General features: G+C 77.9%; 8 protein-coding genes and 2 pseudogenes. All 10 read left to right on the top strand.

The annotated features are described in order from the left end of the window. Window positions 1-30: 30 nt before the first annotated feature. Complete coding sequence (locus DER29_RS20290; RefSeq protein WP_121398768.1) at window positions 31-276, top strand: hypothetical protein; 246 nt, start codon at window positions 31-33, stop codon at window positions 274-276. Window positions 277-414: 138 nt separating this feature from the next. Further along, window positions 415-4,083: a cobaltochelatase subunit CobN gene (cobN, locus tag DER29_RS20285; RefSeq protein ID WP_121398767.1), complete on the top strand. Its 3,669-nt coding sequence runs from the start codon at window positions 415-417 to the stop codon at window positions 4,081-4,083. After that, window positions 4,080-6,260, top strand: a pseudogene (locus DER29_RS20280) (VWA domain-containing protein); the annotation flags it as partial. The gene cobN and the pseudogene DER29_RS20280, both read left to right, overlap by 4 nt. A 182-nt stretch (window positions 6,261-6,442) precedes the next feature. Continuing rightward, window positions 6,443-7,054, top strand: a complete 612-nt coding sequence (gene cobO / locus DER29_RS20275; protein WP_121398766.1) for a cob(I)yrinic acid a,c-diamide adenosyltransferase — start codon at window positions 6,443-6,445, stop codon at window positions 7,052-7,054. Beyond that, a complete protein-coding gene (locus DER29_RS20270; RefSeq protein WP_121398765.1) occupies window positions 7,048-8,544 on the top strand; it encodes a cobyrinate a,c-diamide synthase in 1,497 nt (498 codons plus the stop codon). Before cobO ends, DER29_RS20270 begins: the two co-directional genes overlap by 7 nt. Continuing rightward, window positions 8,541-9,305 carry a precorrin-2 C(20)-methyltransferase gene (cobI, locus tag DER29_RS20265; protein WP_121398764.1) on the top strand — a complete coding sequence of 255 codons (765 nt, stop codon included), beginning with the start codon at window positions 8,541-8,543 and terminating at the stop codon, window positions 9,303-9,305. Before DER29_RS20270 ends, cobI begins: the two co-directional genes overlap by 4 nt. Next, a complete protein-coding gene (gene cobM, locus DER29_RS20260; RefSeq protein ID WP_121398763.1) occupies window positions 9,302-10,180 on the top strand; it encodes a precorrin-4 C(11)-methyltransferase in 879 nt (292 codons plus the stop codon). The genes cobI and cobM overlap by 4 nt, the downstream gene beginning before the upstream one ends. Beyond that, entirely contained in the window at window positions 10,180-11,325 is a 1,146-nt protein-coding gene (locus tag DER29_RS20255) for a cobalt-precorrin-5B (C(1))-methyltransferase (RefSeq protein ID WP_121398762.1), read from the top strand. Before cobM ends, DER29_RS20255 begins: the two co-directional genes overlap by 1 nt. Beyond that, window positions 11,313-12,554, top strand: coding sequence for a precorrin-6y C5,15-methyltransferase (decarboxylating) subunit CbiE (gene cbiE, locus DER29_RS20250; RefSeq protein ID WP_121398761.1), 1,242 nt, complete (start codon window positions 11,313-11,315; stop codon window positions 12,552-12,554). Before DER29_RS20255 ends, cbiE begins: the two co-directional genes overlap by 13 nt. Then, window positions 12,545-12,922: pseudogene (locus DER29_RS36330) on the top strand (precorrin-3B C(17)-methyltransferase); the annotation flags it as partial. The gene cbiE and the pseudogene DER29_RS36330, both read left to right, overlap by 10 nt. Window positions 12,923-13,073 lie beyond the last annotated feature (151 nt).

Below are 13,073 nucleotides of genomic sequence, written 5' to 3'. Positions count from 1 at the left end.
TCCAGGGCGTGGACACCCGAGGAGGACCCGATGACGCACCGCGTCTCCCCCATCGACGATCATCGTCGCATCGTGCCCGGTCGTGCCAGCGGCCCCGCTGGCGGCGGCTCTCCCGCGGGCGGCTGCAACGCTGCCCCGCCGGTCAGCCGCCGGGCCGCCGCGCACCCGCCGGCCCGCACCGCGCCCGCCGTCGGTCGCCCGGCATTCGGTGGTGCCCGCACCGTGACCGGCCGGCTCGCCGCCGTGCCCGGGCGCGCCCTCGCCACCTACCGCTGACGCCCGCACCGCGCCGCCCGACCCCGCCGGCCCGCCGGTGAGCCGGCCGCCGGCCCGTCGTACCCGCTGAACCGCGCCCATCCCCGCATCGCCCGGTCGTCCCCGCGTCGACCCGGGCGTCACTCTCCGGAGCTGTCCGTGCGCATCCTGCTGCTGTCCACCGCCGACACCGACCTGCTCGCCGCCCGCGCCAGCGACGCCGACTACCGGCTCGCCAACCCCGCCCGGGTCGCCGCCGACGCCGTGCCGGCGCTGCTCGACGGCGTCGACCTCGCCGTCGTACGCCTGCTCGGCGGCCGGCAGGCGTGGCCGGACGGGCTCGCGGCGGTGCTGGCCTCCGGCGTGCCGACGGTCGTGCTCGGCGGCGAGAACGTGCCGGACGCGGAGCTGATGGCGGCCTCCACCGTGGCCTCCGGGGTGGCCACCCAGGCGCTGGCCTACCTGGTCGAGGGCGGGCCGGAGAACCTCGCCCAGCTCGCCCGGTTCCTCTCCGACACGGTGCTGCTCACCGGCGAGGGCTTCGCTCCGCCCGCGCCCACCCCGACGTACGGCATCCACGGCGAGCGGCCCACGCGGCCGGACCGGCCGACGGTCGGGATCGTCTTCTACCGGGCGCACGCCCTCGCCGGGAACACCGGGTTCGTCGACGTCCTCGCCGACGCGGTCGACGCGGCCGGCGGCGACCCGCTGCCCATCTACTGCGGCTCGCTGCGCGGACTCACCGCCGGCGCGGGGCCGCTCGGGCTCTTCGCCCGCTGCGACGCCCTGCTGGTCACCGTGCTCGCCGCCGGCGGCACGGTCGCCGCCGACGCCTCCGGCGGAGGGGACGAGGACGCCTGGGACGTGGGCGCGCTCGCCGCCCTGGACGTGCCGGTGATCCAGGCGCTCTGCCTGACCAGCACCCGCGAGCAGTGGGCCGCCAGCGACGCCGGGCTGTCCCCGCTGGACGCCGCGATGCAGGTGGCGATCCCCGAGTTCGACGGCCGGATCGTCACCGTGCCGTTCTCGTTCAAGAAGATCGACGCCGACGGGCTCTCCACCTACGCGGCCGACCCGGAGCGGGCCGCCCGGGTGGCCGGCATCGCCGTGCGGCACGCCCGGCTGCGGCACGTGCCCCAGGCCGACAAGCGGCTCGCGGTCGTGCTCAGCTCGTATCCGACGAAGCACTCCCGGGTCGGCAACGCCGTCGGCCTGGACACCCCCGCCTCGGCGGTGCGGCTGCTCGCCGCCCTGGCCGACGCCGGCTACCACCTCGGCGACGCCCCGGTGCCCGACGACGGCGACGCGCTCATCCACGCCCTCATCGCCGCCGGCGGCCACGACGTCGAGTGGCTCACCCCGCAACAGCTCGGCGCCGCCGAGGCGCGGGTGCCGGGGGAGACGTACCGGCGGTGGTTCGCGCAGGTGCCGGCGGAGCTGCGGGAACGGATGCTCGCCCACTGGGGCGAGCCGCCCGGCGGGCTCTACACCGACGGCGGCGACATCGTGCTCGCCGGGCTGCGCTTCGGCAACGTGGTGCTGCTGATCCAGCCGCCGCGCGGTTTCGGGGAGAACCCGATCGCCATCTACCACGACCCGGACCTGCCGCCCAGCCACCACTACCTGGCCGCGTACCGCTGGCTGGCCGCGCCCGTCGCCGACGGCGGGTTCGGCGCGGACGCCGTGGTGCACCTGGGCAAGCACGGCACCCTGGAGTGGCTGCCCGGCAAGGGCCTCGGGCTGGCCGCCGACTGCGCCCCGGACGCCGTCCTCGGCGACCTGCCGCTGGTCTACCCGTTCATCGTCAACGACCCCGGCGAGGGCACGCAGGCCAAGCGGCGCGCGCACGCCGTCGTCGTCGACCACCTGGTGCCGCCGATGGCCCGCGCCGAGACGTACGGGGACCTGGCGAAGCTGGAGCAGCTGCTCGACGAGTACGCCACCGTGCAGGCCCTCGACCCGGCCAAGGTGCCGACCCTGCGGGCCCAGATCTGGGAGCTGGTACGCGCCGCCGAGCTGCACCACGACCTGCACGCCGAGCGGATGCCCGACGCCGACGACTTCGACGACTTCGTGCTGCACCTCGACGGCTACCTGTGCGAGGTCAAGGACGTGCAGATCCGCGACGGCCTGCACATCCTCGCCGCCGCGCCCACCGGCGAGGCCCGGGTCAACCTCGTGCTCGCCGTGCTGCGTGCCCCGCAGGTCTGGGGCGGCGCCCGCGCGCTGCCCGGCCTGCGGCAGGCGCTGGCCGGCGCGTACGGGCTGGACGAGCAGGCCCTGCTCGCCGCCCCCGGGGAGCGGCTCACCGTGCCCGAGGCGCTGACCGAGACCGTGGAGGGACCGGGCGTGACCGCCGCCGACGCGGTCGACCTGATCGAGGCCCTGGCCCGCCGGCTGGTCGTCGGCATGGAGACCCTCGGCTGGGACGTCGACGCCGTCGACGCGGTGGTCGAGGAGGTGGCCGGGCGGGCCGTACCGGACGCCGCCGCGGTGCTCCGCTTCGCCGCCACCGAGCTGGTGCCGCGCCTGGACCGTACGACCGACGAGATCGACCGGGTGGTGGGCGCGCTCGACGGGCGGTTCGTGCCGCCCGGCCCGTCCGGCTCGCCCACCCGGGGCCTGGTCAACGTGCTCCCCACCGGCCGGAACTTCTACTCCGTCGACCCGAAGGCCATCCCGAGCCGCAACGCCTGGGACGTCGGCGTGGCCCTGGCCGACTCGCTGCTCGCCCGGCACCTCGCCGACACCGGGGAGTACCCCCGCTCGGTCGGGCTCACGGTCTGGGGCACCAGCGCCATGCGTACCCAGGGCGACGACATCGCCGAGATCCTCGCCCTGCTCGGCTGCCGCCCGACGTGGGACGACCGGTCCCGCCGGGTCACCGGCGTCGAGGTGGTGCCGACGGCGGAGCTGGGCCGTCCTCGGGTCGACGTCACCGTGCGCATCTCCGGCTTCTTCCGCGACGCCTTCCCGCACGTGGTCGCGCTCATCGACGACGCGGTGCGGCTGGTGGCCGCCCTGGACGAGCCCGCCGAGCAGAACTTCCTGCGCGCGCACGTCGCCGCCGACCTCGCCGAACACGGCGACGAGCGGCGGGCCACCGCCCGCGTCTTCGGCTCCAAGCCCGGGGCGTACGGGGCCGGGCTGCTGCCACTGATCGACGCCCGCAACTGGCGCAGCGACGCCGACCTCGCCGAGGTGTACGCCGTCTGGGGCGGCTACGCCTACGGCCGGGGGCTGGACGGGCGGGAGGCGCGCGCCGACATGGAACGCTCCTTCGCCCGGATCGCCGTGGCGGTCAAGAACCAGGACACCCGCGAGCACGACATCGTCGACTCCGACGACTACTTCCAGTACCACGGCGGCATGGTGGCGATGGTCCGCCACCTCACCGGCGCCGCCCCGGCCGCGTACGTGGGGGACTCGGCGATGCCGCACGACGTGCGCACCCGCACCCTCGGCGAGGAGACCCGGCGGGTGTTCCGGGCCCGGGTGGTCAATCCGAAGTGGATCGCCGCGATGCGCCGGCACGGCTACAAGGGCGCCTTCGAGCTGGCCGCCACCGTCGACTACCTGTTCGGCTACGACGCCACCGCCGGCGTCGTCGACGACTGGATGTACGAGCACCTGAGCGCCGCGTACGTCTTCGACGACACCACGAGGGAGTTCCTGGAGCAGTCGAACCCGTGGGCGCTGCGCGGCATCACCGAGCGGCTGCTGGAGGCGGCCGACCGGGGCCTGTGGGCCGAGCCCGAGCCGGCCACCCTGGACCGCCTCCGCGAGACGTACCTGGCCAGCGAGGGCGACCTGGAGGAGCGCTCATGACCACCTTCCCCTTCAGCGCCGTGCTCGGCATGGACGACATGCGGCTGGCCCTGCTGCTCAACGCCGTCTCCCCGGCGATCGGCGGGGTGCTCGTACGCGGCGAGAAGGGCACCGCCAAGTCGACCGCCGTACGGGCCCTGGCGGCGCTGCTGCCGCCCGTCGACCGGGTGGCCGGCTGCCGTTTCGCGTGCGACCCCGCCGCCCCCGACCAGTCCTGCCCGGACGGGCCGCACCCGGCCACGCGGGCGGCCGAGCGGCGTCCCGCCCGGCTGGTGGAGCTGCCGGTCGGGGCGGCCGAGGACCGGGTGGTCGGCTCGCTCGACCTGGAGAAGGCACTCGGCGAGGGGGTGCGCGCCTTCGAGCCCGGCCTGCTCGCCGCCGCCCACCGCGGGGTGCTCTACGTCGACGAGGTCAACCTCCTCCACGACCACCTGGTCGACCTGCTCCTCGACGCCGCCGCCATGGGCCGCTGCCACGTCGAGCGCGAGGGCGTCTCGGTCAGCCACGCGTCCCGGTTCCTGCTGGTCGGCACGATGAACCCGGAGGAGGGGGAGCTGCGCCCCCAGTTGCTGGACCGGTTCGGGCTGACCGTGGAGGTCGGCGCCAGCCGCGACCCGGCCGTACGCGTCGAGGTGGTCCGCCGCCGGCTCGCCGCCGACGCCGACCCGGCGGGGTTCGCCGCCCGCTGGGCCGACGCCGACGCGCAGGTCGCCCGCCGGATCGTCGCAGCCCGGCAGCGGCTGGAGCGCGTGCTGCTGCCCGACGCCGCGCTGCGCCGGATCGCCGAGGTGTGCGCCGCGTTCGACGTGGACGGCATGCGCGCCGACATCGTCACCGCCCGTACGGCGCTGGCGCACGCCGCCTGGCACGGCCGGGACGTGGTCACGGTGGAGGACGTGCGGGTCGCCGCCCGGCTGGCCCTGCCGCACCGGCGTCGCCGGGACCCGTTCGACGCTCCTGGGCTCGACGAGAAGCGCCTGGACGAGGCTCTCGATCGCGCCGGCGACGACGACCCCGACGACGAGCACGGCGGCCCCGGCGACGGCCCGGACTCCGGCCCGGACGGCGGCGGCGGGCCCGGCGGCCGAGGCCCCGGTGGCCCGGACGGTGGCCCGGACGGGGCCGGTGGCGCCCCGGACCCCGGCATCGCCGACGGGACCACGCCGGCCGGCGCGGACGCGCCGGACCTCGGGCGCGACGGCGACACCGGCCGGGACGGCGGCGAGGGCACGTGGCCGGACCGGGCCGGCGGTGGCGACGACGCCACCGGGCCCTCGGCCGACGCCTCGACCGGCCCGCCCGACGCCGGGGACCCGGGCGGCGAAGGTGCCCCCTGCCGGGCCCGGCCGGCGGACGGCCGCTCCGGCGGCGGGCAGGCCGTGGCCGTACCCCGGCAGGGCCTGAAGGCCCGGCTGCTCACCGCGCCCGGGGTCGGCGACGGGGTGCCCGGCCGCCGCTCCCGGGCCCGCACCGGGCGCGGGCGGACCACCGGGGCGCGGGTGCCGACCGGCCGGGCCGGCGTGCTGCACCTGCCGGCGACCGTCCGGGCCGCCGCCCCGCACCAGGCCGCCCGCGGCCGTGTCGGCGGGCCGCTGCGGCTGCGCCCCGACGACGTCCGGGAGGCCGTCCGCGAGGGGCGCGAGGGCAATCTCGTGCTCTTCGTCGTCGACGCCAGCGGCTCGATGGGCGCCCGGGCGCGGATGGCCGCCGTCAAGGGGGCCGTGCTCGCCCTGCTCACCGACGCTTACCAGCGCCGGGACAAGGTCGCGGTGGTCGCCTTCCGGGGCGCCGCCGCGCAGCTGCTGCTGCCGGCCACCTCGTCGGTGCTCGCCGCCTCCGTCCGGCTGGCGGAGCTGCCCACCGGCGGGCGCACCCCGCTGGCCGAGGGGCTGCTCGCCGCCGCCGACCTGCTGCGGCTGGAGCGGTTGCGCGATCCCCGCCGCCGTCCCCTGGTGCTGGTCGTCACCGACGGTCGGGCCACCGCCGGCGAGCGCCCGCTGGACCGGGCGGCCCGCGCGGCGGGCGTGCTCGCCGCGACCGGCGCGCCCTGCGTCGTCGTCGACTGCGAGAGCGGCCCGGTCCGCCTGGGCCTGGCCCGCCGCCTCGCCGCCCAATTGGACGCCGCCCACCACCGCCTCGACGAGGTGGCCACCGCCCCCCTGACCACCCTCGCCACCGGCCGCTCCCCGGCGCCCGCGCCGGAATCCCGTCCCGGCCCGCACGACAGGTCCGCCGTGGATCTTGGCAAGGAACGGCCCCCACGGGGGCCCGCCCCTTCCAAGATCGCCCCCGCAGTCACCGCCACCGCCACCAGCGTCGCCGCCGTCGCCGCCGTCGGGCAGAAGAGGAGTGTCGCCTGATGCCGCAGGGGAAGCCGTCCCACGTGCCCGTCGACGGGCTGACCACCCGGCAGCGGCGCCACCGGCCGCTGCTGATCGTCCACACCGGGCAGATGAAGGGGAAGTCGACCGCCGCGTTCGGGCTGGCCCTACGCGCCTGGACGGCCGGGCTGCCGGTCGGGGTGTTCCAGTTCGTCAAGAGCGCCAAGTGGCGGGTGGGGGAGGAGAACGCCTTCCGCGCCCTCGGCGAGGTGCACGAGCGCACCGGGCAGGGCGCCCCGGTCGCGTGGCACAAGATGGGCGAGGGCTGGTCCTGGATCCAGCGCGGCGGCGAGGCCGACCACGCCGCCGACGCCCTGGAGGGCTGGCGGCAGATCCAGCGCGACCTGGCCGCGCAGCGGTACGGCCTCTACGTGCTCGACGAGTTCACCTACCCGATGAAGTGGGGCTGGGTGGACGTGGCCGAGGTGGTCGACACCCTGGCGAACCGCCCCGGCTTCCAGCACGTCGTGATCACCGGCCGGGACGCCGACCCGCGTCTGGTGGAGGCCGCCGACCTGGTCGCCGAGCTGACCAAGGTCAAGCACCCGATGGACGCCGGCCAGAAGGGCCAGAAGGGCATCGAATGGTGACCGGCCCCGGCCGCCGCACCGACCCGCGCGGTCCCGACGGCCCCACCGCGCCGGCCGGACACCCGGTCGGCGGCGCACCGTCCACCGACGCCGACCCTACCGGCGGCGCCCGGGACAGCGACGCGACCGGCGACCACGGCGGCGCGTGGGCGCTGCCCCGCGTGGTGGTCGCCGCGCCCGCCAGCGGGCACGGCAAGACCACCGTCGCCACCGGGCTGCTCGCCGCGCTGCGCCGCCGCGGTCTGGTGGTCAGCCCGCACAAGGTCGGCCCCGACTACATCGACCCCGGCTACCACGCGCTGGCCGCCGGCCGCCCCGGCCGCAACCTCGACCCGTGGCTGGTCGGCGAGGAGCGGATCGCGCCGCTGCTGCGGCACGGCGCCGGCACCCCGACGCCCGCCGACATCGCCGTCGTCGAGGGCGTGATGGGGCTGCACGACGGCGCGGTCGGCCGCCGCGGGTACGCCTCCACCGCGCACGTCGCCCGGCTGGTCGACGCCCCGGTCCTGCTGGTGCTGGACACCACCGCCCAGGGCCGCTCCGCCGCCGCGCTCGCCCTGGGCATGGCCGCGTTCGACCCCGGCGTGCGGATCGGCGGGGTGATCCTCAACCGGGTCGGCTCGCCCCGGCACGAGTCGCTGCTGCGCGACGCGCTCGCCGAGGTGGGCGTGCCGGTGCTCGGGGCGGTGGCCCGCGCCGTCGAGGTCGCCGCCCCGGCGCGCCACCTCGGGCTGGTGCCGGTCGCCGAGCGGGCACCGGAGTCCCTGGCGATCGTGGCCGCCCTCGCCGACCTCGTCGCGGCCACCGTGGACCTGGACGCCGTGCTCGACCTGGCCCGCACCGCGGGTCCGCTGCACGCCCCGGCCTGGGACCCGGCCGCCGCTGTCGGCGGCCCCGCCGGCGCCGGACGTCCGGTGGTCGCGGTCGCGGGCGGGCCGGCCTTCACCTTCTCGTACGCCGAGACCGCCGAGCTGCTCGCCGCCGCCGGCGCCACGGTGGCCCCCTTCGACCCGCTGCGCGACCCCGCCCTGCCCGCCGGCACCCGTGCGGTGGTCGTCGGCGGCGGCTTCCCCGAGGCGTACGCGCCGCAGCTCGCCGACAACGCCACGCTCCGCGCCGAGCTGGCGGACTTCGACGGCCCGGTGGTCGCCGAGTGCGCCGGCCTGCTCTACCTCGGCCGGCACCTCGACGGGGTGCCCATGTGCGGCCGGCTGGACCTGGCCGCCCGGATGACCGACCGGCTCACCCTCGGCTATCGCGACGCCGTCGCCGTCACCGGCTCCCCGCTGCACCGCCCCGGCGACCCGGTACGCGGCCACGAGTTCCACCGCACCGTCACCGACCCCGGGCACGGCGACCGGCCGGCGTGGCGCTGGGACGGCGCCGAGCACGGCTTCGTCGCGGGCCGCGTGCACGCCTCCTACCTGCACACGCACTGGGCCGGCCACCCGCACGCCGCCCGCCGCCTGGTCGAGGCGGCGGCCCGGTGACCGGGCGCGACGGTGCGGCGACGTTGACCGGGGTCGGGGTCGGTCCCGGCGACCCCGAGCTGCTCACCCTGCGGGCGGCCCGGTTGCTCGCCGAGGCCGACGTGGTGTTCGTACCCGTGCTGGACCGGCTCGCCGCGGCCGGCGACGCGCCCCCGGGCCGGGCCGAGGCCACCGTGGCCGCGCACGTCGCGCCGGGCCGGCTGCGCCGGCTGCCGTTCGCTCTCGACGACCGGGGCGGGGTGACCGCCCGCCGGGAACGCGCCTGGGACGACGCCGCGCGGGCGGTGCTCGACGCGGTCGACGGCGGCGCCCGCGCGATCGTCTTCGCCACCATCGGCGACCCAAACGTCTACTCCACCTTCGGCTACCTCGCGCAGGGCGTCCGCGCCCTGCGCCCGGCGGTCGAGGTGCGCACGGTCCCCGGCATCACCGCGATGCAGGACCTCGCGGCGCGCAGCGGCGTGCCGCTCTGCGAGGGCCGGGAGCCGCTCACCCTGCTGCCGGCCACCGCCGGGCTGGCGCTCTTCGCCGACGCGCTCGCCGGCCCGGGCACCGTCGTGGCCTACAAGGGCTGGCGGCGGCACGCCGAGCTGGTCGCCGAGCTGCGCCGGCAGGGCCGCCTCGGCGACGCCGTGCTGGGCCGGGGCCTCGGGCTGCCCGGCGAGCGGATCGGCCCGGTCGCCGACGCGGCCGACGAACTGCCGTACCTGTCGACGCTGCTGGTCCCGGCCCGCCGGGACCGTAGGGGAGGAAAGCTATGAGCACCGGGCCGATCGCGGGCCACGCCGAGGACGGCGGGCCGACCAGCACGGGCAAGGTGTGGTTCGTCGGGGCCGGCCCCGGCGCGGCGGACCTGCTGACCCTGCGCGCCGCCCGGGTGATCGGCGCGGCCGACGTGGTGGTCTGGGCGGCCAGCCTGGTGCACGCCGACGTGCTCGCCCACGCCCGCGCCGACGCGGAGATCGTCGACTCGTCGCGGCTGCCGATCGAGGGCGTGCTGCCGCTCTACCAGCGCGCCGCCGCCGACGGGCTGACCGTGGCGCGGATCCACTCCGGCGACCCGGCGCTGTGGGGCGCGGTGCAGGAGCAGCTCGACCTGTGCCGGGCGCTCGGGCTGGCCGTGGAGATCGTCCCCGGCGTCTCGTCGTTCACCGCCGTCGCGGCGATCGTCGGCCGGGAACTCACCATCCCCGAGGTCGCCCAGTCCGTGATCCTCACCCGGCTGGAGGGCGGGAAGACCCCGATGCCGCCGGGCGAGCGGGTCCGCGACTTCGCCCGGCACGGCACCACCATGGCCCTGTTCCTCTCCGCCGCCCGCTCCGGCCAGGCGCAGGCCGAGCTGCTGGCCGGCGGGTACCCGGCCGACACCCCGGTCGTGGTGGCGTACCAGGCGACCTGGCCCGACGAGCTGGTGGTGCGGTGCGCGCTCGGCGACCTGGAGGCCACCGTCAAGGAGCACAAGCTCTGGAAGCACACCCTCTTCCTGGTCGGCCCGGCGCTCGCCGCCGCCGGCACCCGCTCGCACCTCTACCACCCCGGGCACTTCCACACCTTCCGCCGGGCCGAGCCGGCCGCCCGCGCCGACCTGCGCCGCGCCCGCGCCGGCGGCGGGACACCGGGGGACGGGCGCGCCTGATGACGTACGCCGAGCCGCCGCTGCGCGAGCCGGACCTGCCGCGTACCGCGAAGGTCCGGCCGACCGCGCTGCGCACCGGATGGACCACCGGCGCCTGCGCGACGGCGGCGACCAAGGCGGCGCTGACCGCCCTGGTCACCGGCGTGCCGCAGCGGCAGGTGGAGATCGGGCTGCCCGCCGGGCGGCGGGTCAGCTTCCCGGTGGCCCGCTGCGAGGTCGACGGCCGCGCGCGGGCGGAGGCGGTGGTGGTCAAGGACGCCGGCGACGACCCGGACGTCACGCACGGCGCCGAACTGACCGCCACCGTGAGCTGGCGGGACACACCCGGGCTGCGCCTCGACGGCGGGCCGGGCGTCGGCACCGTCACCAGACCGGGCCTCGGCCTGCCCGTCGGCGGGCCGGCCATCAACGAGACCCCGCGCCGCATGATCGGCCAGGCCGTCGCCGAGGTCGTCGACCTGACCGAGGTGGGCGTCCGGGTGGTGGTCAGCGTGCCGCGCGGCGAGATCATGGCCCGCAAGACCACCAACCGCCGGCTCGGCATCCTCGGCGGCATCTCCATCCTCGGCACCACCGGCGTCGTCCGCCCGTTCTCCACCGCGTCGTGGCGGGCCAGCGTGGTGCAGGCGGTGCACGTGATGGCCGCCCAGGGGGAGCGGACCGTGGTGCTGTGCACCGGCGGGCGCACCGAGCGGGCCGCCCGCGCGCTGCTGCCGGAGCTGCCCGAGGTGTGCTTCGTGGAGGTCGGCGACTTCACCGGCGCGGCCGTCACCGCCGCCGTGGGCGACGGGATGACCGGCGTGGTCTTCGTCGGGATGGCCGGCAAGCTGGCCAAGCTCGCGGCCGGCATCCTGATGACCCACTACACCCGGTCCAAGGTGGACCTCTCGCTGCTCGGGGCGGTCACCGCCGAGGCGGGCGGCGACCCCGCGCTGGTGGCGGCGGTCACCGCCGCGAACACCGGGCGGCACGCGTACGAGCTGTGGGAGGCCGCCGGGCTGCTCGGCGCCGCCGGCGACCTGCTCTGCCAGCGGGTGCGGCAGGTGCTGGTCCGGTTCGCCGGCGGTGCCGTCACCGTCGACGTCGCCATGGTCGACTTCGCCGGCGACCGGGTGGTCGCGTCCTCGGGCCGGTGGGCGGCGTGACCGCCGGACAGCCGGTCGCGGGCGTCGGGCCGGCGGTGACCGTGGTCGGCATCGACGTCGCGGGCGGACCCGCGCACCCCGCCGCCGCGCCCGCGCTCGCCGGGGCCCGGCTGGTGGTCGGCGCGGCCCGGCACCTGGCCGCCGTCCGCCTGCCGGCCGACGCCGACACCGTCGCCCTCGGGCCGCTGGCGCCCGCGCTGGGGCGGCTGGCCGACGCCGTCGCCGCCGGGAGTCCCGCCGTCGTCCTGGCCAGCGGCGATCCCGGACTGTTCGGGGTGGTCCGGGCGTTGCGGGCGGCCGGGCTGCCGCTGCGGGTGCTGCCGGCCGTGTCCAGCGTGGCCGCCGCGTTCGCCCGCGCGGGCCTGCCGTGGGACGGCGCGGCCGTGGTCACCGCGCACGGCCGCGACCCCCGGCCCGCGCTGAACGCCTGCCGGGCGCTGCCCGCCGTCGCGGTGCTCACCGCCCCGGGCGCCGGGGCCGCCGAGCTGGGCGCCGGGCTGACCGGCTGGACGCGCCGCCTGGTCGTCGCCGAACACCTCGGCACCGACGCCGAACGGATCACCGAGACCACCCCAGAGCAGGCCGCCGGCCGCGACTGGGCCGACCCCCACGTGCTGCTCAGCCTCGCCGGTGAGCCCGGCGCGGCCGGGATGCGGGCGGACAACCAGCCGGCCGCCGCCCCGGCCGGCGGGTGGGCGCTGCCCGAGTCCGCCTACGACCACCGCGATTCCATGATCACGAAGTCGGAGGTACGCGCCCTCGCCGTCGCCCGGCTGCGTCCCCGCCTCGGCCGGCTGGTCTGGGACGTCGGCGCGGGCAGCGGCTCGGTCGGCATCGAGTGCGCCCTGCTCGGCGCGGCCGTGATCGCCGTCGACCGCGACCCGAGGGCCACCGTCGGCGCCAACGCCGCCCGGCACGGCGTCGACGTCCGGGTGGTGGCCGGCGCCGCGCCCGGGGCGCTGCACGGGTTGCCCGATCCCGACGCCGTCTTCGTCGGTGGCGGCGGCACCGACGTGCTCGCCGCCGTGGCGCACCGCCGACCCGAGCGGGTGGTGGCCGCCCTCGCCGCCGTCGACCGGGTCGCCCCCGCCGTCGGGCTGCTGCGCGCCGCCGGCTACGACGTGCAGGGCGTCCAGCTCTCCGCCGCCCGCCTCGCCGACCTGCCCGGCGGGTCCGTCCGACTCGCGGCCACCAACCCGGTGGTCGTCCTCACCGGGGAGTGCCCGTGAACCACCCGCCCGCCGCCACGGACCAGCCGAACCGCATCGGGCTCGTCGCCGCCACCGCCGCCGGCCGGCGGCACGCCCGCACCCTCGCCGACGCCTGGCCGCACGCCCGCGTCGTCACGGCGGACACCGTCGCGGACGCGCTGCGCGCCGCCTGGACCGGGTACGACGCCGTGGTGGCGTTCCTGGCCACCGGGGCGGTGGTGCGCATCCTCGCGCCGCTGCTCGGCGACAAGCGCAGCGACCCGGCCGTGGTGGTGGTCGACGAGGCGGCCCGGCACGCGGTCGCGCTGCTCGGCGGCCACGCCGGGGGCGGCAACGACCTCGCCGGGCGGGTCGGCGCGCTGCTCGACGCGCACCCGGTGGTCACCACCGCCACCGACGCCGTCGGCCTGCCCGGCCTGGACACCCTCGGCTGGCCCGTCGAGGGCGCCGTCGCCGCCGTCGGCCGCGCCATCCTCGACGGCGAGCCGGTGACCCTCGTCGCCGACGCCACCTGGCCGCTGCCCGCCCTGCCCGACA

Source organism: Micromonospora sp. M71_S20 (assembly GCF_003664255.1).
In the GTDB taxonomy this organism is placed as follows: Bacteria; Actinomycetota; Actinomycetes; order Mycobacteriales; family Micromonosporaceae; genus Micromonospora.
The sequence above is the reverse complement of the archived record's forward strand: the minus strand, read 5'-3'. Positions and strand labels throughout refer to the sequence as shown.

Bases quoted from the DNA above. Each gene is read 5' to 3' on its own strand.
- DER29_RS20270 (WP_121398765.1), top strand. From the start codon at position 7,048: ATGGTGACCGGCCCCGGCCGCCGCACCGACCCGCGCGGTCCCGACGGC.
- cobO (WP_121398766.1), top strand. From the start codon at position 6,443: ATGCCGCAGGGGAAGCCGTCCCACGTGCCCGTCGACGGGCTGACCACC.
- DER29_RS20290 (WP_121398768.1), top strand. From the start codon at position 31: ATGACGCACCGCGTCTCCCCCATCGACGATCATCGTCGCATCGTGCCC.
- DER29_RS20255 (WP_121398762.1), top strand. From the start codon at position 10,180: ATGACGTACGCCGAGCCGCCGCTGCGCGAGCCGGACCTGCCGCGTACC.
- cobM (WP_121398763.1), top strand. From the start codon at position 9,302: ATGAGCACCGGGCCGATCGCGGGCCACGCCGAGGACGGCGGGCCGACC.